This is a genomic window from Aminobacterium colombiense DSM 12261 (genome assembly GCF_000025885.1).
Lineage (GTDB): Bacteria > Synergistota > Synergistia > Synergistales > Aminobacteriaceae > Aminobacterium > Aminobacterium colombiense.
The window spans coordinates 320,755-347,118 of record NC_014011.1 but is presented as its reverse complement, the minus strand read 5'-3'; the positions used below and the strand labels follow the sequence as shown (position 1 = coordinate 347,118).

Sequence of the window (26,364 nt, the reverse complement as noted above, 5' to 3'; positions counted from 1 at the left end):
GAGACTATCTATGTACAAGAAACCGCTATCCATCCTTTTCAGAGAAAGAAGAGAGCAGCCAGCAAAAAAGGCTGCTTCCTCATCGATTATTATAGACTATTTAACAAAACACCTGGCATCTTTTGGACGAGGTATGGGGTATGATCTCAAAAATATTGCTTGAATGGTTCTACTGCCACAAGCGAAACCTTCCATGGCGCCATTCCTACAATCCCTATGAGGTTTGGATTTCAGAGATAATGTTGCAGCAGACTCAAATAGATAGAGTGATACCCTTCTTCAACCACTGGATGGAACGGTTTCCGAACCTTGCAGAACTCACTGAAGCATCAGAGGAAGAAATTTTAAAGTTGTGGGAGGGGTTAGGATATTATTCTCGAGCCAGAAATATTCTAAAAGCCGCAAAACAGCTTGTGCATATGGGGTATTCTACAGTTCCTCCAGATGAAGCCGTGCTACGAAAACTGCCAGGCATTGGCGCATATACCGCAGGAGCTATTCTGAGCATTGCCTATAATCTGCCCTTTCCAGCTGTAGACGGAAATGTACGAAGGGTTTTCGCTCGACTTTTCAATATAGATATGCCGGTTATAAGTGGGATGGGGCTGGATCTTCTAAACAATTATGTATTATCCACACTCCCTTCTGAAAATGCTCGGGACTTCAACCAGTCCGTAATGGAACTAGGCGCTCTTGTATGCATTCCACGGTCGCCGCGATGTCCTCTTTGCCCCTTGCAGAAATTCTGCCAGGCTTTCCAAGAAGGGGAACAAAATAATCGACCTATTACAAATAAAAAAGCTGGAATTCAAAAAAAGAAGGCTGTGGCAGGGATTTTCTATTGCGATAAATTTATATTATTGAGACAAAGGGAAACAGACGGTTCCTGGGGTGGCCTATGGGAATTCCCATGGGGTTTTGAACATGATGATCTAGCTGCAGAGGAAGTACTTATGAAAGAAATAGACAAAGTACTGGGAACAGCTTCTTTTACACTCCGGAGCCTCGGAAGGGTTCGCCACTCTATTATGAACACTCAGATTGATCTCAATGGCTATGTGGCATCCCTGCCGTCTCTTGTTCACGTTGAAACCCCTTTCAAATGGGTGATGCCAAAAGAGCTCAGCAAGCTGCCTCTTCAGGGAGGAAGCGCGAAACTGCTTCACCTTTTCATTAAAAAAAGCAGGCCCTCCTCTATTAAAGGCCTGCCACATGAAGATATCTAAAGTTCTAAGGAGAAATCTCTTTCGTCAAAAAAAATGTTTTCCCCATTTTCAAAGCGAACCTTGATGCCTTTTAAATGTTCCCCTTTGGGTCCAACTTGTTTTTTTATTTTCTCTTCCTGTAAAGATGGCCTGAAGATTGCCCGCAAAATTCCAATCCAGGGACAATCCTTTCTATCTTTTGGCAAACGGACCTGTATAAAAAAATGGTTCTTGTTTACATGTACCTTAATGTCTTTTTTATTCCCTGGTTTTCCATCAAACCCTGGAAAGTGAAGAGCTATATTCAGCATCGCACCTTCCGGGAGGTCCGCATCTCCTCTAATATGAAGCTTGGACCCCTTTACTGCTATCTCTCGAATCTCAAAAAGAGAGAAATCGCTTGCGTCCGCAGCACTTACGCCTAATGCCGCAAAAATAGCCATACATATCGCCAATATTAACAAAGGTCTTTTCATAATCCTCACCTCTTCAGAACCTTTTTCTTATTTCACTCCCACGAGTGAAAATTGTTTCGATTTCTATTATTTTACACCAAATCTTTGTCAGGATGCTGCATTCTGCGCCAACGTAACAATTTCTCTCCCGTAAAGAGAGCAAGCGCCACCCATACACAAACAAAAGTAAGCAACTGTACTCGATCAAACGGCTCTTTATAAACAAAGAAGCCCAGCAGAAATGACAATGTGGGAGCCAAATACTCCATAATACCCAACATACTTAATGGAAGCCGCCTCGCTCCATATGCAAAACATATCAGAGGCAGTGATGTTACAATTCCGCTACTTAATAGCCATATCTTCTGCTGTGCCGTTTCCCCTGCCAGGAACGGTTCTTCCGGAAGTCCAACAAAAAGATAGAATAACGCGGGAAAAACCAAAAGAAGGGTTTCTATGAAAAGTCCGGGAAAAGACTCTACCTCGGCCACTTTTCGGATAAGGGCATATAAGGCGAAAGACACGGCAATGCTAAGGGCCGCAAAGGGGACCCTGCCTACTAAAATAACCTGATACAAGATAGCTAGACCAGCGAGAACAATAGCACTCCACTGTAAAGTGCTCAGCTTCTCCCGTAGAAAAAGAACAGCAAACAACACGCTTACAAGGGGGTTGATAAAATAACCCAGACTTGTTTCGATCACCTTCCCCGAATTGACTGCCCAGATATAAATAAACCAGTTCACCCCTATGGCAAGGCCACTCAACAACAGGAGCCCCAGTGTCTTTCGTGTTTTTATGGCTTTAACGACGCTTCCCCAGCGACGTTGAACAGTCAAAACCATGGCGACAAATAACAAAGACCAAACGATCCTGTGACATAGAATCTGGAGGGGCTGTAAGTTATCCAGCTGTTTCCAGTAGGCAGGAAGCAACCCCCACGCGCCAAAAGCCGCGAGCGCTGCCAAAAACCCCTTTTCAAATTCTGTTTTTCCCATATCTTTTCACTCCCTGGCCAGACTATTCTCTCGACTCTTTAACAAATCTGCTATACTGTGCTTGAAATGAGTGATTACAGTCTGTACTTAAAAAGTCTTCATAACAAAACTATTCTAGGGATTAACCCTCCTGTTTTTGACTTCGCCTATTTCGATTTTTGGGCTAAGCCATTAGGTCTTTTGTACATTTTAGAAACCCTCCGAGAACAAAAAAACTCTGTCTATCTTATCGATTGCATCTATGAAGGACGAGAAACGCCAAAGACCTTTGGCCGTTACAAGCCTTTGCGACGCAAGGTTGAAAAACCGGCTTGCTATAGTCATATCCCCAGAAAATATTACCACTTTGGAATGGAAGAAGAAGATTTCCTGGAAAGGCTTAAAAAAACTCCCACACCTGATGTTATTCTGCTTACTTCGGGGATGACCTACTGGTATCCCGGAATCCAGTGGTGCCTTGACCGTGTCAAAAGAATATTTCCACACACTCCCGTGCTGCTAGGAGGCTTTTATGCCCAGCTCTGCCCGGAGCATGCCCGAACCATCGGAGCCAATGGAGTTCAAACCGCCCCCCTCTGTCTGGAAAGCCCCTATCCTGCTCTAGATTTATACAACCAGCCAGAATATGGAGTCATTATGACTTCCTGGGGATGCCCTTTACACTGTCAATATTGCGCTTCCAAACTGCTTTGGCCCTGCTTCCGACAAAGAGAGGTAGAAGAGATTATACACGAAATATCTTTTCAGGAAAGGATTCCTACTGTTCGTGATATGGCCTTTTATGACGATGCGCTTCTTATCAATAAAGAATTCCATTTTTATCCGCTGTGTGGAAGATTGCGGAAATCTTTTTCACACCTTCGTTTTCACACGCCTAACGGATTACATGTTAGAGAAATTGATGAGAAATGTGCCAGGGTTTTATTTGATACTGGTTTTAAAACAATACGACTGAGCCTGGAAAGCACTGACCCCATCATACAAAAAGCAAGTTCAGAAAAAGTTTCAGAACACCAATACGTCAAAGCTGTAACCCATCTTCTAAGGGCAGGATATTCCCAAGAAGACATTGAAACATATATTCTCATTGGCCTGCCTGGGCAGCGCTTCGAAAGTGTAAAAAATGCCATTGAATTTGTTCATTCCCTTGGCGCTGTAGCAAAAACGGCAGAATACTCCCCTATCCCCGGTACTATGATGTTTGAGGCAAGCGCTCAAAAGCACCCCCAGTTAACAACTGAACCTCTTCTTCAAAACAACACCGCTTATTGTGGCTACATATCAAAAGAAATTTCTCCGGAAGAGCTTCAGATATTAAAAAATATGGCTCACCATATACACAACCCTCTAGAGACAGGAGGAAAAAACATTGTTTAAGTTCGCAAAGAAAAAACAACCCCTAATGCAAATGAGGTATGGTCCTTATATTGGACTTTGCGCTTTCTGTTTTCTATTCATCATTTTTCCTTTTATCATATCTTCTCCTAGAGAGATTTTTAGCGGCCTTTGGTCTATTATTTTAGACCCTGATTACCTCATTAGTGATTATGTTGGCGTTGGCGGCCTGGGCGCCGCTTTCTTCAATAGCGGCTTATTGACCTTATCAATGACAGGGATACTCTTTTTATCTGGCACCCAGATAACGGGCATTTCTATTTCTGCTCTCCTCACTGTTGCCGGATTTGCCCTCTTCGGGAAAAACATATTAAATGTCTGGCCCATTCTTGCTGGCGTCTATCTTTTTGCCAAATATAGAAAAGAGCCTTTCTCAAGGTACATTTATATAGCGCTTTTTGGGACAGCCCTTTCCCCCCTCGTCAGCTTGATGCTCTTTGGAAATCTCCTCCCCTTTGGGCCTTTCAACCTCTTTGCGGGCATTCTCGTTGGTCTCTCTATTGGCATGATACTTCCCCCCCTATCTACGGCATTTCTTCGTTTCCATCAGGGATATAGCCTCTATAACGTAGGTTTTGTAACTGGAACCATTGGCACCGTATACGTTTCTCTCTTGAAGTCTTTCGGACTTCTTGTAGAATCTCGAATGATATGGACCACAGGCAACAACCTGCTTTTAGCGATTTTTCTTTACATATCTTTCGCAGCTCTTGTGCTTTTCTCCCTTTTTCTACCGCGTTGGAACAAATTTAAGTGGATTATGGGGTATAGTGGAAGAGCCGTTTCGGATTTCGTCATTTTGGAAGGATGGGGAGCTACCCTTTTCAACATGGGCATTATGGGCGTGATCACCACATCATACATCCTTTTTATTGGCGGGGATCTCAACGGCCCGACCATCGGCGGGATTCTTACTGTTGTTGGCTTTAGCGCTTTTGGTAAGCACCCGCGAAACATAATCCCAGTAATTCTTGGCATCATGTTAGGAGCAATAACAAAACGTTGGGGCCTTGCGGAACCTTCAATACAACTTGCAGCCCTCTTTGGAACCACCCTTGCTCCAATAAGTGGTGAATTCGGATGGAAATACGGCCTTATTGCCGGATTTGTCCATTCATCTGTTGTCTTAAATGTGGGAATGCTCCATTCGGGGTTTAATCTTTATAATAACGGTTTTTCAGGAGGCTTAGTTGCTGCTTTTCTGCTCCCTTTAATCGAAACTTTTGCCAGAGGAGGGAATAATAGATGAAACATGAGCGGATACGAGTGACAAAAATGGCTGGAGAATTGATTAACGATTTTCTTACCTTTCTCAAATGTAACAAGATAAGCCTGGTCATACAGGAAGATCCCGATGCCTTTCGTATCGAAATCTCAGGGACATATAATCATCTCACTGATGAGCGACTCGAACGGCTAAAAAATTTACTTTGTCAGCCTCGCAATTACGAATTGGAAGAAATGTATTGGAGTCTGTCGGGAGAAAGCGATACCGATGCCGAGCTTCACCTGGTAGGCATCATGACTGACGAAGTAACAATCGAAAGGGATGAAGAAAATAGGCGGCTGACTATCCATCTGGTCCGAAAGAAGTAGCACCGGCAAAACGAGTTATTTCGGCAACTTTATTCCGCCGTTATTCCTGACTGCATGTTTGCCGATCAACAGAGTCAGATCTACCAACACCGCTGGTAGACTCAACCCTGCTGATGTAGCCAGATACTTTGGCTCCCAAACAGGGTCGAATTTTTCTTTGAATTGGCGGAGTCCTTTAAAGTTGTAGAAATGCTCACCATGACGGTAGAGCTGTGTTCCCAATCGATGCCATAGCGGCGCTAGGGTACGATCTTCTAAACCGGAGAATGGCGCACCTCCGAGATTGAACCACTGATATTGCTTTTCTTTACCCCAAAGCAGTAGTTGCGTGATAAGAAAGTCCATTGTGCCGGGCGGAGCATCGGGCAGATGACGAATTAGATCGGGAGAAAGCTCTTCGTCACCACCTAACCAGAGATTAGCGAAGGCTACGATTTTGCCTTCGTGCCGTACTGCAGCGATCGAGAGCCGTGACAAGTAGTCTTCATTAAAGAAACCAAGAGAAAACCCCTTCTCTTGTCCATGCTTAAGGGTAAGCCAGGCATCAGAGATGGTTTTAAGGTAAGGAATAAGCAGAGCAACTTGTTCAGCGGGCACTACTTCAAAACTGCAACCAGCTTTAACGGCTCGATTGACATCTTGACGTAACGATTTGCGTTTACTGCCTTCTAAAGAGAAATCTTTAAGAGGCACACGTGCTTCTTCTCCAAGATTGACAAGGAACAAGCCCATGTCCACGTACAGAGGAAGATTAGCCCCATCAACCTGGTAAAACACACAACGCATACCGTATCGATCACATAGTTCTCGAAACTGCCATGCTAGTTCTTCCTGTTGCCTATCGGCAGCCACTGGATCACCCATTGCAATTAAGCTTCCGCCCTGCACACCATACATGATAAAACCGTTTCGCTGGGGATTGAACAGCAACTGCTTATCGCCCAACAGTGCCAGGTGTGCATAGGTATGGGGGAAACCACCCGCAATACGCTGTGCTATATCCAGCTCGTACTTACCCGGCCACAACGGCACAATGCGTGTTGGTCGCAACAGCCACACGACAGAAAACGCCAGTACCACCAATACACTAGCCAGAGCGGCACGCAGAAAACGCGGCACATCGCCAGTCAACGAAACTTGCCACCATAATTCGTTACGATAGGGAACATGTCTAAACGCAAAGAGTCCGAGAGCAATCGACGCTCCCACTGCCAATCCTACTGCCGCTAGCCAAGAAGAACTGGTGCGAGGCTCTAGCAGCCTCGCACGCCTGTAGAAGCAACTTCTGCAGGGCAACAAGGCCATCAGCACTATACCCTGCGTCAGGGCAACTTCCCAATGCAACCCACGCAGCAGAGATAGCACCATTCCAGCACCAAGTAGTGTTATCCCTAGGCCATAGGCCACATTAATCCTGCGATAGAGTGCTATCGCAAGGAATAACAGCAGCGTCCCTACCACACTGCCCAATAAGTGTGAAATTTCAATTGCCGTAAGGGGTAACCAATCGTGCAAAAGATGCAGTCGCGTGTAACTCGTTGGCAAAACTCCAGCGAAAAGCATTGACAGCCCCGCGACAAACACCAGCACTGCCATCGCCAATGGCACAACTGGCCTTGCGAATCGCTGGTATACGCTATAGGCCATCCCCAATGACCGACGGTGCCGTAACAACTCTAATCCCCCCAAAGATAGCCCGGCGATGGCTAGCGGCAGTAAGTAGTAGATTGCCCTGAACAAAACGAGGGCTCTAAGTATAGCCTGATGCTCTACCTGCGCACTAAGCATCACTAACAGTACCGTCTCAAACACACCTAGTCCGCCGGGAACATTGCTGACTATGCCAGCAAATTGTGCCAGCAGAAACACCGCAAGAAACGTGATAAACGGTACATCAGTGATATAGATCAGCAATACATAGAGAACCAGCGCTACCAAAAACCAGTCTAACGAACCGATAAGTATTTGTATCACAGCCAACCTGATCGACGGCAATTGAAACGACCATCTCCAAATGTGGATAATCTTTCTCCACCATAGGCACATCCCAAGGTATCCCGCTACCAGTGCCATAAGAGCAAACCCCCAAAGGGAGATAGAATCAACAAACAGCGGCAGATTAACATTGGAGGGAATGGGGTGTATGAGGAGAACGGAGCCGGTAAGTGTCGCCAACCCCAACCAGACACAGCTGCTCGAAAAGAGGATAAGTGAAAGAATTTGTTTGTTTGAGAGTCCCCAAGCACCATATATACGAACCCTCACAGTTCCGGCCCCTAGAAGGGTGCCAAGATTGTTGTTGAATGCATAGCCAAGAAATGAAGTGAAGCTTATCTGCATAAACCCCAGCCGATGATCAAGATAACGAAGTCCAAGATCATCGTAGCCGATCATCAGTATATAGCTCAGGGCAGTCAGTACAACTGCCCCAACCAAATGCCAGCGCCCTATCCGCCGCAATTGTATAAATACATCGTGAAGGCGCACGCCCTCCAATTCGTGGGCTATTACAACTAACGCCGCTACAAAGATAATTCCTTTAAACACCGAGGCCACGAAACGTAACCAGCTCAATCTTCTAACTTGGCTCTTTTTCTTGTTCATTGTTCACTCGGTTCGGGCATCAAATCGTACCGCCTCCAAAGAGTAAAGGTCTGTTCAGGCAGGAGGAAATCAAAGGACTCGGAAAGCTCGTATCCGGCCATTTCCATGGTTTTCTGAATGGTCTCAAGTGGAGTGAAGTGCTTAAATAAATTTACAAAACCAATGCCTCGCGCTGGCGCATGATCAATAATCGCAACAATTCCATTAGGTTTAAGCGTCCTTTTAATAATGCGAAAATAATGCTCCGGATCAGGCAAATGATGAAAAACATCCCTTGCGAAAATCAAGTCTAAAGCCCCCCTCGGGTAAAGGGACATCATCGTTTTCCACCAGAACGGTTATAACGTTGTCCACCCCAGTTTTTTCTGCCTGGCGTTTTACGAACTCTAAATACTCAAGCTTGGTATCAACAGTATATACAACCCCTCTTTTACCAACCCTCTTCGCGAAGGCGAGGGTAAAAAATCCTCCCCCGGAGCCTATATCAGCTATTTTCTCTCCTTCATAGAGACGAAGGCTTTCAATGATTCGCACGGCTCCTCTTTTAGGCGAAGAGGCTTCCCGGTTAAGCATCTTAAGAAAAAGATTTGTTAACATTTGATCCTCCTGAGCCGAAATATGAGATTATTGTGATTATACAATAACTTCATTTACCGCTTTCTTTTATAAAATCAAACCGCCGTTAACTTGGCAATTTGACCTCTTAACAAAAAATGTCATAATCTGTGAGTTCAGTAAATCATAAACAACAGGAGGAATTAAAATGTCCGGAACCATACGCAAAGACATAAAAGTCGGTCTTAGAGTAAACATCGTACAGAAGCAACACCAGAAAACAGGACAGTTGACAGAAGGAATAGTCAAAGACCTGCTGACGAAAAGCCCCACCCATCCCCACGGCATAAAGGTGCGCCTGGAAAGCGGCATCATCGGAAGGGTTCAGGAGATATTGGAATAGCTTGCTGCAAGAATGGATTATTACTGCTGGAGGGGCAGGAATACTGCGTAGTAGACAAGCAACAACCCCGATAAAACACCAAAGGCTATGCCTACATTAACAAGATGCTCTTCTTAAATCAATATCAACTTGCATTTGACATTGACATAATAACATTGAGTCCTGGCACAAAGTTTGCAATAAGGACATAAGATAAGAGAGCTGAGAAATTAACCATAAACACTTCTTCCCCTGTTCTCTTATGGCGTAATCCGCGAATCGGTAGGAATTAACTATAGTAACAAAAGAGCCACTTCGGATATCCGAAGTGGCTCTTTTAAAACTGGCTCCTCGGGCAGGACTCGAACCTGCAACCTAGTGGTTAACAGCCACCCGCTCTGCCGATTGAGCTACCGAGGAACGTTAAACTTTTTTATCATAGTGGAGGCGGCACCCGGATTCGAACCGGGGATAAAGGATTTGCAGTCCTCTGCCTTACCACTTGGCTATGCCGCCATTATAGAACTTTCAATGGAGCGGAAGACGGGATTTGAACCCGCGACCCCAACCTTGGCAAGGTTGTGCTCTACCCCTGAGCTACTTCCGCGTAACTTAACCGAGATGGTGGCGGGACCCAGAATTGAACTGGGGACACGCGGATTTTCAGTCCGCTGCTCTACCGACTGAGCTATCCCGCCCTGTCCCTATTAAAATGGCGGGGCCGACGAGACTCGAACTCGCGACCTTCGGCGTGACAGGCCGACGCTCTAACCGACTGAGCTACGACCCCACCATAAATCTATCAAAATACAAAAACGATTTATTGCTGATTGGTGGGCGGAACAGGGTTCGAACCTGTGACCCCTTGCGTGTAAGGCAAGTGTTCTTCCGCTGAACTATCCGCCCCGTTCGCCACTCGACCAACGCGAAGGATAGTATATCGTCCATTCTTGCACTCGTCAACCCCTTGGCACAAGGAATTTTTCAACATTATGTCCAAGAAGATCGCTTATGTCTTTTCCCATTTCAAGAACACCCTTTATAGCCCTTTCATACCTTCCAAAAGACAATATAGGGAAGTCTGACCCGTAAAACAATTTTTCTAGCACGTCAGCGCTCTTCATGGCCTGAAGAATGTGGGGGGTGTATAACCACGGTAAAGCTGCCGTGTCGTATCTTGCATTTCTCAAGTAACGTTTCATTTCGGGCATTAACTCGTAAAGCCATAAACCTCCTCCAAAATGAGCAAAAACAACCTTCGCTTCCGGGTGATTCATACAAAACTGAGCCCCTTCTCTGGGACCCACATTTCCCTTGCCAGGATAATCATGACCTACAGGTTCTGCGGTATGGAATAATAAAACCATACCCGCCTCTTGTGTCGTTCCTACCAAACGCCATGTCTGACGAACATCGTCTATGTCAAAACCCTGCCCCCCGGGGAAAAGTTCTCCCACCCCAATAAGACCCTCTTCCGCACAGCGCGCTATTTCTTCATCAGCTCCCAGACTCAGAGGAGGAACTACAGCGAGGCCCTGAAAGCGGTTTGGATGCTTCTTTACGGCCTCTATAACATAATTGTTACAATGTCTGCATAACCCAAGGTCCTTAAAGGCAAAACCAAATATCCACGACTTCTCAATGCCATCCTTGTCCATTTGTTCTATTACATCTTCATAGGTGGCCCACTTGTGAATCTTGCCATGACAAAGTAACTTAAAATAACCCTCTCGTTCAGATATCTTTTCAAAATCTCTTATCACATCTGGTGGATATACATGAACATGGGTATCAATAATCATGCCTCTACACCTCTTTCAACAAACTTCCGACGAACTTCTGTCACATAGCAGTGAGCTGCTCGCGTTGGCTCTGGAAGCCTGTAACGAACACATGCTTTTAAAACAAGCAGAGCAGCCTTCTCTATAGAAATCCTATGCCCCGGGCTTATAAAAAGGGGCTTTACAGCTCTTCTTGAGCGCAATACAACTCCAACTTGCTCGCTATTGAAATAAAGAGGGGAAACACTGCCTTTTTCAATTGCTGGCTCCTCATACTCCCCAACAAGGCGGCTTTTTGCTACACCAATAGTAACAGAGTTTGTAAGAACTCCAAAGTGAGACGCTAAGCCTATTTTTCGAGGGTGGGCTATACCCGCCCCATCAAACATCCAGAGGTCTGGAGCAGATTGAAGTTTATTTAATGCTTCAATGAGAACAGGAAGTTCGCGATAGGAAAGAAGTCCGGTTAAATAGGGAAATGAAACGGGACATATGGCATGAACAAACTCTATGGGCTGAAATGTTTCCCACTCCATTGTTACAATCCCTACAATAGCCCAAGCTTCCTTTCCCCTTCTGCTGTAAGCAACATCTACACCGGCTACTATCTTAAGAAGAATCTCTTCATCTTCTATACAAACGTTTTGCGCTAATTTACGTTGCTCCGCTATGGCAGCCTTATAGGATTGCGGTATTTTAAACTCCAAAAAAACCCCTCCCCCATGAACAAAAAAGGCTGCCCTTTTTGGGACAGCCCTTTGTTGTTTATACGCGGCTCAAGGCTACTTAACTTCGACTTCTGCTCCAGCTTCTTCAAGTTTGGCCTTAATTTCGTCGGCCTCTTCTTTGCTGACTGCTTCTTTGACAGGTTTGGGAGCATTGTCAACAAGCTCTTTGGCTTCTTTCAGGCCAAGTCCGGTAAGTTCGCGAACAACTTTAATGGTTGCGATTTTGTTGGAACCGGGGCCCTTAAGAACCACGTCAAACTCTGTCTTCTCTTCTTCAGCTGCAACTGCTGCGCCTGCGCCGGGCATCATCATGGGCATAGCCATGGCAGGAGCGGAAGCAGAAACCCCAAATTTGTCCTCAAGAGCCTTCACAAGTTCAGAAAGCTCAAGTACTGTCATACCTTCAATAGCCTGGATAATTTCTTCGTGAGTCATTTCTATTGTTCCTCCTTAAATTAAAACTTTTGTCAAGTTTAGGTTTTCCCAAATCTTTCGGGTTATGCTGCTGCTAGGCAGCCTGCTCTTTTTTCTCCTTGATCTGAGAGAGGCATGTGGCAAGCCCTCTGATGGAACCGGAAAGCACGGTAACCAGTCCTGACAGAGGAGCAGCAATGGTACTGACCACCTGAGCAATAAGAACTTCCCTGGAAGGAAGATCCGCCAAAGCACCAACCTGTGCCGCATCAAGTATGCTGGTACCCATTATGCCACCCTTCATAACAAAGGCCTTATTAGACTTATCTCTTGAAAATTCCGCAAAAACCTTCGCCACTGCAACTGGATCATCATATACAACTGTATAAACATTCGGCCCTGCCATAATATCCTCAGGAACAGGCATATCTTTTTCCTGAAGGGCTATTTTAAACAGCGTGTTTTTAGCAACTTTCATCTCGCCGCCAGCCTGACGTACTTTAGCGCGGAGCTCTGTAATTTTCGCTACGGTGAGCCCTCGATATTCAGCTACAAAAACAGCTTCACTTTTATCAAGCATTTCTTTCAATTCATTAACTCGCTCATACTTTACATTTGCAGGCATGAGTTCACCTCCTCCCAAAAAAAATCTCCCAACCATCAAGGCCGGGAGATAAGTACACAAAGAAAGCAGCTTATACGGCTACTCTATGGGTCTTTCTCCAAACCTCGGTGGGTGATATGAATTCATTAGGCGTTAAACGCGCCCACTGTCTCTGGTTTGTCAGGTGCTTATTGTAGCATATTTTGTTTTTTTATGCTTCTGCTACTTCTTTAGAAGCTGCAACAGGATCTATCTTTATTCCTACACCCATTGTTGGCGCAATGTAAAAGCTTCTTACGTAGGTTCCCTTTGCCGATGCTGGACGTGCTTTCAAAATCGCTCGATAAAGGACCTTCAGATTTTCAAAAAGTTTTTCAGCTTCAAAACTTTTCTTTCCTACCATGTTGTGAATGATAGCAGTTTTATCAACGCGGAATTCTACACGACCCGCTTTGATTTCCTTTATAGCGTCAGCCACATCAAAGGTGACGGTGCCCGCTTTTGCGCTTGGCATAAGTCCTCGGGGACCAAGGATCTTTCCAAGGCGTCCTACGCTCTTCATCATATCTGGGGTCGCGATAACCGCATCAAAATCGAGCCAGCCAGTGCTTATTTTCTGAATCAGGTCATCTCCGCCGACGATGTCCGCACCTGCGTCCTCTGCTTCTTTTACCTTTTCCCCTACGGCCAAGACCAGAACTCTCTTCGTGATTCCCGTACCATGGGGAAGTACGATGGTTCCACGAACTTGCTGGTCCGCATGGCGGGGATCAACGCCGAGACGGATGTGAACTTCCAGACTCTCATCGAACTTCGCTGTAGCAACTTCCTTGTAAAGGTCTACTGCTTCACGAAGCCCATAAAGCTTTGTGCTGTCTACCTTCGCCGCTATCTCACTGTATCTTTTACTTTTCTTTGCCATGACAAATTCCCTCCTTGTGGTCATAACGGGCTTTGCAGACCCTGCCACTGAATAACCCTGAGAGCTCTACTAAATTAATCGACGATATCAATACCCATGGAACGAGCCGTACCTTCAATCATGCGCATGGCTGCTTCCACGTCGTTAGCATTCAAATCTTCTTTTTTAAGCTCTGCTATTTCTCTTACCTTTTCACGGCTTACTTTACCCACCTTAACCTTGTTAGGCTCACCTGAAGCCCTGTCAAGACCAGCAGCTTTTTTCAAGAGAACACTTGCTGGAGGTGTCTTAAGGATAAAGGTGAAACTCCGGTCAGCATATACTGTCAATACTGCAGGAATAATCATCCCCGCCTGATCTGATGTTTTGGCGTTAAACTGCTTGCAAAATTCCATAATGTTCACGCCATGCTGACCAAGTGCTGGTCCTACAGGAGGCGCAGGAGTAGCCTTTCCGGCGGGCAGCTGCAACTTGATCTGCGCAATAACTTTTTTTGCCATTACTACTTATCTCCTCTCATCACGGCAAAGCACTCCCCTCTCCCACTATGAGGAAGAGGAGTGCCCGCTTTTAGATTCATTTATCTCTAGAGCTTATCAAGCTCCGTATAGTCTGTTTCCACTACAGTTTCACGGCCAAAAACTGTAATTGTAAACTTGACCTTTCCCTTCTCTGGAACGATTTCAACAACAGGACCAACCTGACCTTCAAAGGGGCCGCTTTTAACTTTAACAATATCCCCAGGTTTTAGATTCATCTCAATCTTGGGCTTCGCATGGTCCTTGCCGATTTTGCTCATAATTTCTTTTATTTCTTTTTCGGAAAGAGGAATGGGATGATTTCCTGCCCCTACAAAACCTGTTACACCGGGAGTGTGACGCACAACATACCAGGACTGATCATTCAGCTTCATCTCTACAAGCACGTAGCTTGGGTAAAGCTTACGGGTGACTTTTTTGCTTTTGCCATCTTTGACAAAAACACGTTCCTCCACAGGCACTAAAACACTAAATATCTCTTCTTCCATGCCCATAGTGGCGATCCTCTGTTCAAGATTCGCCTTCACTCTATTTTCGTACCCTGCATATGTCTGTACTATATACCAGCGCCGTTCGCTGCTACTCTCCATCACACAAAGGGGGTCTCTTTTGGCCCCCTCACCTCCCCACGCAATCTATTTAACCCCATCAAATAATCCATGCAGAACAAAGCCTAACTAATGATCTTCGTAAAGATACCGGTCAAAGCCAGGTCAACAATACCAAGATATGCGGCAACGAAAAGTGTAAAAGCAATTACCACAAGGGTAGAGTACCACACTTGTTTTTTTCCTGGCCATGTCACTTTTTTAAGTTCGGCTTTTGCTTCACGCACGAAGCTGAGGATCTTATCCATACCTCGGCCTCCTATCTTTAGGCAAAAAAAAATGGCAGGCCCGGCAGGACTCGAACCTGCAACCCCCGGTTTTGGAGACCAGTGCTCTGCCAATTGAGCTACGGACCTGCGAGCAGTGAGTATTTTACACTACTTAGTTTCTTTATGCAAGGTGTGTTTATCGCACCATTTGCAGTATTTGCTGAGTTCCAGTTTTTTGGCCTGCTTTTTCTTATTGACTGTTGTTGAGTAGTTTCTTCTCTTACATTCAGTGCACTGCAGACCCACTATATCTGCCATAATACTTCCCCTCTTCCAGTTTACCCAAGAATCTCGGTGACAACGCCAGCACCCACTGTGTGACCACCTTCACGGACTGCGAAACGAAGTCCCGCTTCCATGGCGATAGGTACAATAAGGTCAACCTCAAAGGTCGCGTTGTCTCCCGGCATAACCATTTCTACACCTTCCGGAAGCTTGATGCCTCCTGTTACGTCTGTGGTACGGAAGTAGAACTGAGGCTTGTAGCCCGCAAAGAACGGGGTGTGTCGGCCGCCTTCCTCTTTCTTCAGTACGTATACCTCTGCCTTGAACTTCGTGTGAGGCGTTATGGAACCCGGCTTAGCCAATACCTGGCCGCGCTCTACATCCTCTTTGTCTATGCCGCGAAGAAGAATGCCCACGTTGTCGCCGGCAATGGCTTCGTCAAGAATCTTCCTGAACATCTCAAGGGATGTGGCCACTGTCTTGGTCGTATCCGCCTTCATGCCCACGATCTCCACTTCTTCTCCTGACTTGATCATGCCCCGCTCTACTCGGCCCGTTACAACTGTGCCACGGCCTGTGATGGTGAACACGTCTTCGATAGGCATAAGGAAAGGCTTGTCTGTTTCCCGCTGAGGCGCTGGAATATAGCTGTCACAGGCGGCCATGAGCTCCCAGATGCATTTGCTCACAGGGTCGTTCTCTTCTCCTGTTCCCTCTTCCAATACCTTCAAAGCTGAACCGCGAATGATGGGGACATCGTCTCCGGGGAAATCGTATTTGCTCAGAAGCTCGCGGATCTCCATCTCTACAAGATCAAGAAGCTCATCATCGTCTACCTGGTCTGTCTTGTTCATAAAAACGACTACGGCCGGCACGTTGACCTGCCGGGCCAAAAGAACGTGCTCGCGGGTCTGGGGCATGGGACCGTCTGCCGCGGATACAACAAGAATAGCCCCGTCCATCTGCGCGGCACCTGTAATCATGTTCTTAATGTAGTCTGCGTGACCTGGGCAGTCTATATGGGCATAGTGACGGTTCTCTGTCTGATACTCTACGTGAGAAATGTTGATCGTAATGCCTCTCTCACGCTCTTCTGGCGCCTTGTCGATCATGTCGTACGCCTCAAAATTCGACCAACCCTTCGTCGACAAACACTTCGTGATCGCTGCTGTAAGTGTCGTCTTACCGTGGTCAATGTGTCCTATGGTGCCCACGTTAAGATGGGGCTTCGCTCTTTCAAATTTCTCTTTTGCCATTTTTTCTCAGGCCTCCCTGCATATATAGAATCTTCGCCCTTCCAGGCTCTGTATTCCTTCGTTAAAAAAACCCCTATTTACTGAAGAGATTTTATCATATGAATCAAAAATATCCATATCCGCCCATAGGAAAAGACCCAGAAGTACATCCCTTCCAAATCTACCTTCAACAACATGGCAGATCCTTCTGAACTTCCGGCTTGTTTTTATTCAATGAGAGTAAAAAGACCCGGCATTATGCCGGGTCTTACAAAAACCTGCTAAATTATAACCGAATTCATCAAAAGCTGCCACTGCAACCTCCACCGCAACCGCCGCCACTTCCGCCTCCGCTATCGTTGCCGCCGCCGCTTCCGCCTTCTTTCATAACACTGTCAAGTTCTCTGTTTATTTCGTTTGCCTTCTCATCATTTCTATTTTCTTCTTCTCCCCAGAAGCCCATAGCATCTGATACTGAGGAAAGCCCGCCCTGCACAAATTCGGCTGTGCTTGATGACTGGGCAAGACCCGGGAGACCTACCGTAATATTGACCGCTGACACAGCGTTACCCAAATTTTCCAATTTTTCTCTTTCACCCGCATCTATGCCGGAACTCGTGTCATCCTTAACAGCTTTGACAAAGTCATCTGTAGCACCAATGATACTAATGGTTCCGCCAAGAATACCCACGCCAAGGCCAGCCACCCCTACGATCGCCGCGCCAGTAGCAGTAACTGGCAATGACCCAATAGCGATAACCCCCAAAGCGGCTCCGCCAATAGTACCAGCCACAGTGGCCCCCAATTTTGCGCCAGAAGCCAGGACTTGAGCGCCATAGCTGCTCTTAAAAGCCTCCCAAGCGCCTGTTGTTTCCACAAGCGACCTCTGATCAATGGCAAGCTGGGCTGTGCCAGACGCAACTCCCACATTGGTCATAGTGTTCTCAAGCCTGTTCATAACATCCATAGGAGCCAAATTTGCACTCATCGGTACTCCTTGTGAACTTGCCCATGCTGGCGTTCCATAAAGGGAGGCCAAAGCCTCAGCAAATATCGAACGCTCTTCTTCATCCATCTGCAACATTGCTAATTTAGCATATCGTATATTTCGAGAATAACGATTGGCACTGGACTCTAGAGCTTTTAAATTCTGCGTTATCTGGAATCGCAGATTTTTGAGTTGCTGCGAAGAGGGTTCTTGTCTCTCTTTCCCCTTCCTGATGTAGTACCGAAGGCTTAGCTCCGCGCGAATAAAGGCTTCTCGAAAGTTTTCATGTTCCTTGGCCATGGCTTTTACATAGATTGCGGGGATTCCACAGGAAGCCACCAATTCGCCATTTTTTTGTGGAGACTGCGGCGCGGGAGCCAAAGCTTGTGCCGGAGCCGCAGGAGGAGGTACCGGTGCCGCAGGCGCAATGGTTACTGGCACACTAGCTCCTGGAATATCGCCTATTTTCTGTTCATATCTTGATCTGAGGGCCGCATCAGCAACACCAACTATCCCTTGAAGACAAACTATAACGGTAAGGACAGCGCTCAGCCTCTTTATTATTTTTGTATTCTTCATTTCCTCTTCCTCCCCCCTATTTGTTTTTTAGTTCTTCGGGTAGCTTGTTTGCAATCAGGGCGGCAAGAGTTCCTTGTTTTACGGGAAGCCATGCCTTGCTGCCTTCACGATATATTCCGTCTCCGTTAGGGCTATGGACAATAGACACTTTTATCTGATATTTTCCTGTTTTCGTATTGAGGACAAAAAAGTCCATGCCATACTCTATGGGCTTTTTACGATATTTCGATGGCATATTTTTCAACACCCACGCTTTGCCTTTTTCAGAATAAACACTTTTGACCCAGCAAGAGATCTCATCCTTATTTTTATTAAGAGTTCCCTTGTGAAGATACATATCAAACCCATCATCCTTATAAATCCAGACAAACTTCTCTTCCGCCCCACAAGCACTTCCCGCAAAAAAGAGCACTAGCAGCAGAAGCCCAAAAACACAGAATTTTCTTCTCATTCCTTTACCTCCCTCCATGAATTCCTCTGGAAGTTAACATATGAACCACATCGGATAAAGGATGAATTTTCTCACCCCTCCATGAAAATCCTGTTACAATAAGGCTTGAGACCATATACCTAATAAGGTTGGTGAAAAGGAAAAATGAAAACACCTTACGACAAAGATAAATATTTCCTTTTTTTGATTATAGTTGGACTGGGGCTCACGACTGCCTGGAGCTGGGGGACATTTCAGGAGGGACACCTTTTTATACAGTTTCCTCAGCTTCTTTCCATATCACCAGAACATGCTTTTTTCTTTTTCCCTTTATTCAATGCTATCTTTTTTACCCTGATGGCAAAATATACCTTCTTTTTCAATGGCAATAAATTCTTTAAACAGCTTTTACTCTTTAGTGTTTTTTCTCTCTTTCTTTTGCTGCCTCGAACCCCTTCCCACTTAAGTATATGGATGGACTTTGCAAGCATCTCGATTGCAAGCGCAGCCCTTGCTCTTTTTGATGGGGGCTGGATGTGGCTTGGAACAAATCTCTCTCCCCAAAAAGCAGTTCTTGTTTTTTCGGCAGCCAACATGCTCGCCTCTCTTATTATGGCAGTTCACCCCTGGTTCCCGCCTTCATTTTTGCTGCTTATAACAGGAGCATTTCCCCTGGTTTCTGCACTTTTTTGGGGAAAAAGCTTTAATTTCTCTTTCTCTTCTTCAGAGCCCCCCCACCTGCGGCCTCAGACATCCTTTAAGGGTAAATGGCTTGCCCCCCTGCATTTTGGGCTGGCAATACGGATCTTTCTTTTCTTTTTGGCCTGCAGCATCTTTCATCATCATATTTTGAGCAGTTCTGGAACAGAAACCATTTCTCATTTCTTTTTCTCAGAACTTATGTACGGGGCAGGAGCTTTAACGGCAGCGCTATTGGTTTATAAGATTCCAAAAATAAAATTGCGGCACATTTATATCTTGGCCCAAATACTTATTGGAACCGGATTCCTTCTGATCTCACCTTTTTATGGCTTCTCTGGCTGGATCAGCATACTTCCCATAACACTCCTCCAGTTCGGATTTGGGTGTTTTGGTGCTTATGCCTGGGCGACTTTAGTTGGTTTGGCTTCACGAGCTCCTAAAGAACATGCCCTCTCTGTCGCAAGTAAGGGCCTCGCTCTTATCGCCGGATCTGTCTTTATAGGTCAGAATCTTATTTTTCTCTTGAACCGCGTCTCAGGAACATGGAACATTCCAAATAACCAGCTCCTGTGGGTCGCCGGTGTAATTTCACTCCTGCTGGCAGGACTTTTCTTTCACGATAATCCCGAAACTTTTGCAAACGAAAATCTTGATAAACAGGAGAAACATGGCCTCGCTCCTCTTTCTCAAACTGAAAGACACCATTTGTTACTTTTGCCCTATGATCTCACGAAGCAGGAAACAAAAATTGCCCTGCTGCTGGCAGAGAACCTCAACAATAGCGAGATCTGCGATAGCCTGAATATCTCTGAAAACACTTTAAAAACCCATTTGAGAAACATTTATCGCAAGACAAAGGCCTCTGGAAGAGAAGACGTGCAGAGAATCTTTTCGTAAAGGAACCTCTCTCCTAGATAAAAACACAAAAAATCATCCTCGGTGGACATACATCTGATCGCCATCCTCCGAATAAACCTTGATGCATATTCCTGTCTGCACCCACGGTTGGGAATAAAATTCTTTAAAGTTAAAATTATCTGCGATCATTGAACGCTGCCAAATTTTTTCTTCGACGTTCCAGCGATAACCACTAGCTTTAAGCTGATCACGCCGCGCCTCAAGCATCTCGCCCCGCGAAGTTTCTAAACAGAAGTCCAAATCAATATCTACAGACAACCGAGGGCATTCGAATATCACCAGGTTGATAGCCGTCCCGCCCTTAAATCCGAGGCTTTTATAAAGAAAGGGGTCTTTCTCTATGAAATGCAGGACGCGCGTGAGACGGCATACCTTCTCAAGGGTGTTTGCAACGAAGCCCATCTTTTTATATAAAAACCCTTTGCCGGATTTCCTATATTCCTTGAGGTATGAAACCAGTTTTTGTGCGCTCAGCCAGCGGGGGAGAATGGCCTCTATGCAGTTTAAAACCTCCTCGAGGCCCGCAATCTTATGTATATCATCAATGCTGTCGATGACAGTACGCTCAGCGAATCATCCCGTCGTATTTTGTTTCAACCCCGATATCGAGGCGCGACGGTATGTAACGGTAGGTGATGCCGTTGTATGTGAACTCGGAAAACTTTTTGTTGCCGGAGATCGCGACGTACAGTTCGTAAAAGACCTGGTTTGTCATCCCGGTGAAACTGAAAGGCCGAATGATGGGTGACGCAGGCCTCTGGAACGATATGGCTGGCAATCACGAAACGGTCCGCTAGAGGCTCGCCTGTCTCCATGCTGATGGAAACGAAGAGGTTCCGCCGGACACTTTCAATGTACCCTTTCTTTTTATAGTTGTTCAAAAGGGATTTTGCGGTCTCTTTATTCCCTGTCAATTTTTCACATCCTGCCGTGTGAAACATTTCATATCGACGAGCTTCTCATAATACTTCATCGTAATTTCCCCTTAAAAACAAAGTGCTTAACACATTTTAATATCTAATTAAGCGAAAAGAGGCCAATATTTCAACCCTTTCTCGCCAAAACAGATATAAACGTATAGTGTTTTCGTATTATTTTGTGAATATATGCTATTAAATTCCCCCTTGTAAGATAGGCAAAACTTTCTTGGTTGAGCATCAATCCACTTATCTAAATCTTCTTTTACGTATCGCCGGGCTTTTCCTACACAAATATGTGGTGGTGGGGCCCCAAACGATTTTTTATCTGGCCGGTCATGCGGATAGTAGGAAGGTTGCCTGCTGGTGGGGAGTTTAAACAAGACAATTTGGCAGGAAAGTTAAATTGTGCAAACAGTCATATGACATACAAATAGAAAAAGGGTCCCGAAAATAACCGGGGACCCTTTGCTAACACTGGAGCCGACTTCCGGACTCGAACCGGAGACCCCATCCTTACCATGGATGTGCTCTACCTGCTGAGCTAAGTCGGCTTTCATAATATATAAATGGTGGTGGGAGTAGGGTTCGAACCTACGTAGGCGAACGCCAGCAGATTTACAGTCTGCAGCCTTTGACCACTCGGCCATCCCACCACGTTGTCAATTTACTGGAGCCGGCACCCAGACTCGAACTGGGGACCTGCTGATTACAAGTCAGCTGCTCTACCAACTGAGCTACACCGGCTCGCCGCTGGTATATTATAGCGGGAGAAAAGAATCTGTCAACACCAGTCATCAACAGAGCATTATTTTACATTACTTTTTTTGCTTCTGCAATAAAAGCTTTTATCCCTGCCTGCTTTATATACGGTTCTTCTTCTAGGTGTTCGAGTTTCTCTTTTAAGACCAAAACATCTTCATCATCACAAAAGACCATAAAAGCCCAGTCTTTGCCGGGATATATTGCATCATCCCAATGGGTTTTCCCACTCTCGTTATCACGGAACAAAACATTTTTCCAAACAAAATATCCCGTGATTCCGTTTTTATTGAGAACATCCATGAGGTCTTCCGCGACACTTTCATTACAAAAAATCCAGAACATCTTCATGCTGCCTAAACCTCCTCTGCCTCAGCGAAACGCTTTTTACGACGAAGCTTTTCTTCAAACAAGCTGTAAATTACAGGTACAATTACTAACGTTACTATGGTAGAAACGAGCAATCCTCCCATTACAGAAATTGCAAGCGGACGCCAGAGTTCTGCTCCCTGGTCCTGGCTAATAGCCATTGGCAACATGCCAAAAAATGTGGTGAGTGTCGTCATTAAAACAGGGCGTAAACGACGTTCCCCTGCCTCAAGAAGAGACTCTCTCAATTTTAAGCCTCGAGCTCTGAGAAGGTTGATATAGTCTACAAGTACAATGGCGTTATTGACCACAATCCCGACCAGCATAATGACCCCGAGCAGTGCTTGTAACGAAAGATACATCCCCGTCAGAAGATAGGCGAAAGCCACGCCAGTAAGGGCAAAGGGGATGCTGAACATGATGACAAAGGGATCGAGGTAAGCTTCATATTGCCCTGCCATAACCATATAGACCAAAAGGACCCCCAACAAAACTAAATATCCCATTTGACGAAAAGCCTTGTCTTTTTCTTCCACCTCTCCACCAAAATCGATGCGAATATCTTGAGGGATATCCATTTTTTCGATAGTTGCTCTTGCATCTTGCGTCAGCTGGCCTAACGATCTCCCATGAACATTTGCTTCAACGACTACATAGCGCTGTTTATTTTTGCGCTGTATTTCCGGTGGACCTACTGTGTCATTTAGTTGTGCTACTGTAGAAAGGCGAATAAGCTCCCCATTTACATTCGGAACCATCAGACGATTTAAAACCTCGCGAGAGTTTCGTTCATCAGTGTTCAACCGAACTCGAATGGGATAATCATCATCACCTTCCCAATAACTTTCGCCTGTTTCATATCCGTAATAATACGTCCTCAGAGTCTGTGCAACAGATGCCGTACTTACACCTGTCAAAGCCGCCTTTTCTCTATCAACCTGTACCCATACTTCTGGGCGATTTTGTTTTTGGCTCAACGTCACATCAACAGCTCCTGGTATCTTCATGAGGCTATTCTTGATCGTATTTGCCGTTTCTATAACATGATCAAGGTTGTCTCCATATACTTCTATATTCAAGGGTTTCGACCCAAGCAACATAGCTTTAATAGGAGACGTGACCACAACTGTCATTTTTTCAATGCCAGGTTTTGTTTGTAGCCAATTACGCAATTCATTGGCTACTTCAAAAGCACTGCGCTCTCTTTTCTTTTTCTCTACAAGCTTAAGCCCCACAGTTCCCACGTTAGGACCAGCTTCTTGCCCGACAGCTACTGCATAGCCCTTCTCATCCCGGCCATCATAAGCAAATATATTTGTTGCCTCCGGTACTGTTTTTTCAGCATATGCCATTATTTCTTTAAGAAGTTCTTCAGTTTTTTCAATCCTGATTCCTTCTGAGAGTGTAAAGGTAATGGAGATATCTCCCGTATCCGGTTCCGGTGTCAGTTCAGTACCTATGAAACGAAATCCAGTTAAAGTAAGAACCAAAAGCAATATAGCTGCGGCAATAACTTTTTTCCTGTTAAAAAGGCTCCATGAAAGGATGTTCTTGTAACTTTGTTCAAGCCATACGAGGAGTCGTTCCGTATATTGGTGCATTTTTAAGCGATCTTCTTCGCGCTTGAAAAACCGGCTTCCCATCATTGGAACAAAGGTAAGACTGACAAAGAGCGATGCCATAACGGCTACAACCATCACAATAGTCAATGCTGAAAAGAAAACACCCACAAGCCCTGAAATAAAAGCTAACGGGAGCAACACAACAGCCGTGGTAAGCGTCGAAGCGAAAAGGGCAGACTGTACTTCCTGTGCACCAAGGATACTTGCCACATTCCGTCGCTCTCCAAGTTCTAAGTGGTAAACAATCTGATCAGTAGCGACAATGGAATTATCCACAACCATGCCACTTGCTACGGCTAGAGCCGAAAGGGTGAAAATATTGATAGTATAATCGAGCCATCCCATAATTATAAAAGTAATGACAAGAGAGAAGGGGATTGCTCCGCAAATAATAAGCGAGGCTGGAAGTCGTTTTAAAAAGGCCCATGTCACAAGGAACACCAAAAGTATTCCCATAAAAAGAGAGAAACTTAAATTGCGTACAGAATCTTGAATAAAATCAGCGGCGTCAAGCCCCACATGATACTCTACGTCGCCTGGGAACTCTCGATTCTTCATATCCTCCATCTTCTTAAGAACAGCTTGGCTCACTTCCACTGTATTGGCGTCACTGTTTTTGAGAACAATGAGAATTACTGACTGCTTTCCCGCATGATATCCTTGAATGTCAGGATCTTTAAAACTATCGGAAATAGTCGCCACATCAGAAAGATATATAGGACGGTTTTTCGATACACCTACAATTACTTTGTGCATATCTTCTACACTTTGAAATCTGCCAGGAACACGTAGATAATATTCAATTTGCCCATCCTTCAGAGATCCTGAAGGAATGTTAATATTCTCTCGTTCAAGCACTTGCACTACTGCTTGTGGAGCAAGTCCATATGCTTCAATTTTATCTATATTGAGTTGTACTTGTATCTCCCGTCGATCTCCGCCATAGATTAGAACTTGTCCTACACCAGAAATACGGGAAATTGTTTCAGAAATAGTTTTATTTGCATAATGGTAAAGGCCAGGCAAGGATTCGTCTGCCGTTAGAGACATTACAAGAACAGGAACCGTTCCTGAAGTTATTCTCAGTAAGATGGGCTCCTCTGCATCGCTAGGTAAATCTCGCTTAGCGAAGTTCACCGCGTCTCGAACATCTCCGATTTTGACATCTAAGTCTTCTCCCCAGTCAAACTTCACAGAGACAACGGATATGTTATCTTGGGACTTTGAAAGGATAGTATCCACCCCTTCAATCATGGCTATGTGATTTTCTACTATTTTGGAAACCCGCTGCTCTACATCGCTTGCAGAGGCTCCTGGCCATGAAGTCAAAATATTAATAACTGGAGGTTCTATTTCAGGCAATAAATCTACTTTTAAAGACGTAAAAACAATACCCCCAAGCAACATGACCACGAGAAAAATCATAAGGGTGGTTACTCGCCTTTTGACTGAAAACTCTGGCAAATTCATCGCTGAACCACCTCAATTGGCGCTCCCTCAGAAAGTTTTTCCGAACGGGTAACAATAATGTTATCGGAAGGAGATATTCCTTCGATTACCTCAACAGCATCTGGACCTTCCCCTCCCAGAGTAATGTGTTTAGTTTTAGCAGTTCCTTCTTTTGTAGATATATAACAAATAGGCATGCCGGTGCCCGGCATTTTTACAACAGCTTCCAAAGGAATACCAAGACCTTCATGTGTTCCAACTTGAATTTCTACTCGAGCATACATTCCAGGTTTCATAAGGGAAAGAGCATCAACAGCAACCTCAACTTTTCCTGTTCGGGTAAGAGGGTCCAAAACAGGAGAAATTCTAGACACTTTCGCTTTAAAAGAACGTCCAGGGAAAGCATCCAGTGAAATTTGTGTCTCTTGACCTCTTTTTACCTTAGAGTAGAGTTTCTCTGGAACTACTCCTACGGCTTTAACCTGCTCCTGCTTAGCTATCACAAAGGCAGGATAAGAGGAGGTAGTGTCTCCAGCATCAACATTTCGAGCTATAATAGTGCCGGAAATCGGGGCCTCTATTCGATGATATCCCATCGTTATCTTAAGCTGTTCCAGAACTGCCCTCACCTCAGCCACTTGCTTGACAGAGGTTTTATACTCTCCTTCTACATGATCGTACTGTTGGCGACTGATAACTTCTTCTTTATAGAGCTGAGAAAATCTTCGGTAATCGTTTGACGCGGTCTGTTTATAAACCTCAGCCTTGGCAAGGCTTGCCTGAGCCTGATTTATCTGCTGCTTTATAAGGCTTGTATCAAGAATGGCGAGAACATCTCCCTGCTGTACTTTATCGCCCTCATGAACTAGGACTTGAAGAACTGTCTTACCTGGAACCTTACTTATAACAGCAGCTTCTTCTTCTGGTTCAAGAGTAGCCACAAAACGAACAGTATCCACGAAAGTTCTCTGCGCTGGAGAAACTACTTCTACTTTTATCCGTTCTATTTCACCTACAGTGCTTTCTATTTGATGTTGCTGATAGGCTCTAAAACCTATGAGGGCAATAAAGATAATAACCACACTAAAGAGCATCAAACTCTTTTTCACTCAA

General features: G+C 45.2%; 29 protein-coding genes, 10 tRNA genes and 1 other annotated feature. Of the genes, 8 read left to right on the top strand and 31 right to left on the bottom strand.

What is annotated here, in order from left to right; all coding sequences use genetic code 11:
- Positions 1-10: 10 nt before the first annotated feature.
- Positions 11-163 carry a hypothetical protein gene (locus tag AMICO_RS10135; protein ID WP_013047739.1) on the top strand — a complete coding sequence of 51 codons (153 nt, stop codon included), beginning with the start codon at positions 11-13 and terminating at the stop codon, positions 161-163.
- Positions 141-1,226: an A/G-specific adenine glycosylase gene (gene mutY, locus AMICO_RS01675; RefSeq protein WP_013047738.1), complete on the top strand. Its 1,086-nt coding sequence runs from the start codon at positions 141-143 to the stop codon at positions 1,224-1,226. Before AMICO_RS10135 ends, mutY begins: the two co-directional genes overlap by 23 nt.
- Here the strand turns inward: mutY and AMICO_RS01670 are convergent.
- The gene (locus AMICO_RS01670) at positions 1,223-1,681 is read right to left on the bottom strand and encodes a hypothetical protein (RefSeq protein ID WP_013047737.1); all 459 of its coding nucleotides are present in this window, start codon (positions 1,679-1,681) and stop codon (positions 1,223-1,225) included. The two genes, mutY and AMICO_RS01670, sit on opposite strands and share 4 nt — an antisense overlap.
- 71 nt (positions 1,682-1,752) lie before the next feature.
- Positions 1,753-2,658 (bottom strand): EamA family transporter RarD, encoded by a 906-nt coding sequence (gene rarD, locus AMICO_RS01665; RefSeq protein WP_013047736.1) that lies wholly within the window; start codon positions 2,656-2,658, stop codon positions 1,753-1,755.
- A 66-nt stretch (positions 2,659-2,724) separates the two neighbouring features.
- Between rarD and AMICO_RS01660 the strand changes: the two genes are divergently transcribed.
- The 3 genes from AMICO_RS01660 to AMICO_RS01650 are packed head-to-tail and all read left to right on the top strand — an operon-like array spanning position 2,725 to position 5,649.
- A complete protein-coding gene (locus AMICO_RS01660; RefSeq protein ID WP_013047735.1) occupies positions 2,725-4,035 on the top strand; it encodes a B12-binding domain-containing radical SAM protein in 1,311 nt (436 codons plus the stop codon).
- Positions 4,028-5,302 (top strand): DUF1576 domain-containing protein, encoded by a 1,275-nt coding sequence (locus AMICO_RS01655; RefSeq protein WP_013047734.1) that lies wholly within the window; start codon positions 4,028-4,030, stop codon positions 5,300-5,302. The genes AMICO_RS01660 and AMICO_RS01655 overlap by 8 nt, the downstream gene beginning before the upstream one ends.
- On the top strand, positions 5,299-5,649 hold the full coding sequence (locus AMICO_RS01650; protein ID WP_013047733.1) for a hypothetical protein: 351 nt from the start codon (positions 5,299-5,301) through the stop codon (positions 5,647-5,649). The genes AMICO_RS01655 and AMICO_RS01650 overlap by 4 nt, the downstream gene beginning before the upstream one ends.
- 15 nt (positions 5,650-5,664) lie before the next feature.
- Here AMICO_RS01650 and mprF read toward each other — a convergent pair whose 3' ends face one another.
- Genes mprF through AMICO_RS09765 form a run of 3 tightly spaced genes read right to left on the bottom strand, consistent with a single transcriptional unit; the run spans position 5,665 to position 8,850 of the window.
- Positions 5,665-8,253: a bifunctional lysylphosphatidylglycerol flippase/synthetase MprF gene (gene mprF / locus AMICO_RS01645; RefSeq protein ID WP_013047732.1), complete on the bottom strand. Its 2,589-nt coding sequence runs from the start codon at positions 8,251-8,253 to the stop codon at positions 5,665-5,667.
- The gene (locus AMICO_RS09770; RefSeq protein ID WP_052292782.1) at positions 8,250-8,540 is read right to left on the bottom strand and encodes a class I SAM-dependent methyltransferase; all 291 of its coding nucleotides are present in this window, start codon (positions 8,538-8,540) and stop codon (positions 8,250-8,252) included. The genes mprF and AMICO_RS09770 overlap by 4 nt, the downstream gene beginning before the upstream one ends.
- Positions 8,503-8,850, bottom strand: coding sequence for a methyltransferase domain-containing protein (locus AMICO_RS09765; protein ID WP_052292781.1), 348 nt, complete (start codon positions 8,848-8,850; stop codon positions 8,503-8,505). Before AMICO_RS09765 ends, AMICO_RS09770 begins: the two co-directional genes overlap by 38 nt.
- Positions 8,851-9,016: 166 nt before the next feature.
- On the opposite strand from AMICO_RS09765, the gene AMICO_RS01635 reads away from it, so the two are divergent.
- Positions 9,017-9,211 carry a YwbE family protein gene (locus AMICO_RS01635; protein WP_013047731.1) on the top strand — a complete coding sequence of 65 codons (195 nt, stop codon included), beginning with the start codon at positions 9,017-9,019 and terminating at the stop codon, positions 9,209-9,211.
- Positions 9,212-9,534: 323 nt separating this feature from the next.
- On the opposite strand, the gene AMICO_RS01630 is transcribed toward AMICO_RS01635, so the two are convergent.
- From AMICO_RS01630 to AMICO_RS01540, 19 genes are all read right to left on the bottom strand, one after another.
- Positions 9,535-9,610 (bottom strand) — tRNA-Asn (locus AMICO_RS01630).
- A 22-nt stretch (positions 9,611-9,632) separates the two neighbouring features.
- A tRNA-Cys gene (locus AMICO_RS01625) sits at positions 9,633-9,706 on the bottom strand.
- Positions 9,707-9,722: 16 nt separating this feature from the next.
- Positions 9,723-9,797, bottom strand: a tRNA-Gly gene (locus tag AMICO_RS01620).
- A 15-nt stretch (positions 9,798-9,812) separates the two neighbouring features.
- A tRNA-Phe gene (locus AMICO_RS01615) sits at positions 9,813-9,888 on the bottom strand.
- Between the two features lie 15 nt (positions 9,889-9,903).
- Positions 9,904-9,980 (bottom strand) — tRNA-Asp (locus AMICO_RS01610).
- Between the two features lie 41 nt (positions 9,981-10,021).
- Positions 10,022-10,096: transfer RNA gene (locus tag AMICO_RS01605), tRNA-Val, on the bottom strand.
- Between the two features lie 53 nt (positions 10,097-10,149).
- A complete protein-coding gene (locus AMICO_RS01600; RefSeq protein ID WP_013047730.1) occupies positions 10,150-10,992 on the bottom strand; it encodes an amidohydrolase family protein in 843 nt (280 codons plus the stop codon).
- Positions 10,989-11,678 (bottom strand): deoxyribonuclease V, encoded by a 690-nt coding sequence (gene nfi / locus AMICO_RS01595; protein WP_013047729.1) that lies wholly within the window; start codon positions 11,676-11,678, stop codon positions 10,989-10,991. The genes AMICO_RS01600 and nfi overlap by 4 nt, the downstream gene beginning before the upstream one ends.
- A gap of 75 nt (positions 11,679-11,753) precedes the next feature.
- Positions 11,754-12,134, bottom strand: coding sequence for a 50S ribosomal protein L7/L12 (gene rplL, locus AMICO_RS01590; RefSeq protein WP_013047728.1), 381 nt, complete (start codon positions 12,132-12,134; stop codon positions 11,754-11,756).
- Between the two features lie 73 nt (positions 12,135-12,207).
- Positions 12,208-12,738 carry a 50S ribosomal protein L10 gene (gene rplJ / locus AMICO_RS01585; RefSeq protein ID WP_013047727.1) on the bottom strand — a complete coding sequence of 177 codons (531 nt, stop codon included), beginning with the start codon at positions 12,736-12,738 and terminating at the stop codon, positions 12,208-12,210.
- Positions 12,739-12,747: 9 nt separating this feature from the next.
- Positions 12,748-12,911, bottom strand: a sequence feature (ribosomal protein L10 leader region).
- A 17-nt stretch (positions 12,912-12,928) separates the two neighbouring features.
- Entirely contained in the window at positions 12,929-13,639 is a 711-nt protein-coding gene (rplA, locus tag AMICO_RS01580) for a 50S ribosomal protein L1 (protein WP_013047726.1), read from the bottom strand.
- A 74-nt stretch (positions 13,640-13,713) separates the two neighbouring features.
- Positions 13,714-14,139 carry a 50S ribosomal protein L11 gene (gene rplK / locus AMICO_RS01575; protein ID WP_013047725.1) on the bottom strand — a complete coding sequence of 142 codons (426 nt, stop codon included), beginning with the start codon at positions 14,137-14,139 and terminating at the stop codon, positions 13,714-13,716.
- A gap of 86 nt (positions 14,140-14,225) precedes the next feature.
- Entirely contained in the window at positions 14,226-14,768 is a 543-nt protein-coding gene (nusG, locus tag AMICO_RS01570; RefSeq protein ID WP_041459305.1) for a transcription termination/antitermination protein NusG, read from the bottom strand.
- A gap of 83 nt (positions 14,769-14,851) precedes the next feature.
- Positions 14,852-15,034, bottom strand: coding sequence for a preprotein translocase subunit SecE (secE, locus tag AMICO_RS01565; RefSeq protein WP_013047723.1), 183 nt, complete (start codon positions 15,032-15,034; stop codon positions 14,852-14,854).
- 32 nt (positions 15,035-15,066) lie between these two features.
- Positions 15,067-15,142: transfer RNA gene (locus AMICO_RS01560), tRNA-Trp, on the bottom strand.
- Positions 15,143-15,163: 21 nt separating this feature from the next.
- Positions 15,164-15,313, bottom strand: a complete 150-nt coding sequence (rpmG, locus tag AMICO_RS01555) for a 50S ribosomal protein L33 (protein ID WP_013047722.1) — start codon at positions 15,311-15,313, stop codon at positions 15,164-15,166.
- A 20-nt stretch (positions 15,314-15,333) separates the two neighbouring features.
- Positions 15,334-16,536: an elongation factor Tu gene (gene tuf / locus AMICO_RS01550; RefSeq protein WP_013047721.1), complete on the bottom strand. Its 1,203-nt coding sequence runs from the start codon at positions 16,534-16,536 to the stop codon at positions 15,334-15,336.
- A 280-nt stretch (positions 16,537-16,816) separates the two neighbouring features.
- Positions 16,817-18,082 (bottom strand): hypothetical protein, encoded by a 1,266-nt coding sequence (locus tag AMICO_RS01545; protein ID WP_013047720.1) that lies wholly within the window; start codon positions 18,080-18,082, stop codon positions 16,817-16,819.
- A 16-nt stretch (positions 18,083-18,098) separates the two neighbouring features.
- The gene (locus tag AMICO_RS01540) at positions 18,099-18,533 is read right to left on the bottom strand and encodes a hypothetical protein (RefSeq protein WP_013047719.1); all 435 of its coding nucleotides are present in this window, start codon (positions 18,531-18,533) and stop codon (positions 18,099-18,101) included.
- A 144-nt stretch (positions 18,534-18,677) separates the two neighbouring features.
- On the opposite strand from AMICO_RS01540, the gene AMICO_RS01535 reads away from it, so the two are divergent.
- On the top strand, positions 18,678-20,111 hold the full coding sequence (locus tag AMICO_RS01535) for a response regulator transcription factor (RefSeq protein WP_013047718.1): 1,434 nt from the start codon (positions 18,678-18,680) through the stop codon (positions 20,109-20,111).
- Between the two features lie 33 nt (positions 20,112-20,144).
- On the opposite strand, the gene AMICO_RS01530 is transcribed toward AMICO_RS01535, so the two are convergent.
- Positions 20,145-20,534, bottom strand: a complete 390-nt coding sequence (locus AMICO_RS01530; RefSeq protein WP_013047717.1) for a nucleotidyl transferase AbiEii/AbiGii toxin family protein — start codon at positions 20,532-20,534, stop codon at positions 20,145-20,147.
- Positions 20,535-20,685: 151 nt separating this feature from the next.
- Between AMICO_RS01530 and AMICO_RS01525 the strand changes: the two genes are divergently transcribed.
- Positions 20,686-20,880, top strand: coding sequence for a hypothetical protein (locus AMICO_RS01525; RefSeq protein ID WP_148211307.1), 195 nt, complete (start codon positions 20,686-20,688; stop codon positions 20,878-20,880).
- A gap of 647 nt (positions 20,881-21,527) precedes the next feature.
- Here the strand turns inward: AMICO_RS01525 and AMICO_RS01520 are convergent.
- From AMICO_RS01520 to AMICO_RS01495, 6 genes are all read right to left on the bottom strand, one after another.
- A tRNA-Thr gene (locus AMICO_RS01520) sits at positions 21,528-21,603 on the bottom strand.
- A gap of 16 nt (positions 21,604-21,619) precedes the next feature.
- A tRNA-Tyr gene (locus tag AMICO_RS01515) sits at positions 21,620-21,705 on the bottom strand.
- Positions 21,706-21,720: 15 nt separating this feature from the next.
- Positions 21,721-21,796: transfer RNA gene (locus AMICO_RS01510), tRNA-Thr, on the bottom strand.
- Between the two features lie 66 nt (positions 21,797-21,862).
- The gene (locus tag AMICO_RS01505) at positions 21,863-22,162 is read right to left on the bottom strand and encodes a PG0541 family transporter-associated protein (RefSeq protein ID WP_013047716.1); all 300 of its coding nucleotides are present in this window, start codon (positions 22,160-22,162) and stop codon (positions 21,863-21,865) included.
- 5 nt (positions 22,163-22,167) lie between these two features.
- A complete protein-coding gene (locus AMICO_RS01500; protein ID WP_013047715.1) occupies positions 22,168-25,272 on the bottom strand; it encodes an efflux RND transporter permease subunit in 3,105 nt (1,034 codons plus the stop codon).
- The gene (locus AMICO_RS01495; RefSeq protein WP_013047714.1) at positions 25,269-26,360 is read right to left on the bottom strand and encodes an efflux RND transporter periplasmic adaptor subunit; all 1,092 of its coding nucleotides are present in this window, start codon (positions 26,358-26,360) and stop codon (positions 25,269-25,271) included. The genes AMICO_RS01500 and AMICO_RS01495 overlap by 4 nt, the downstream gene beginning before the upstream one ends.
- Positions 26,361-26,364 lie beyond the last annotated feature (4 nt).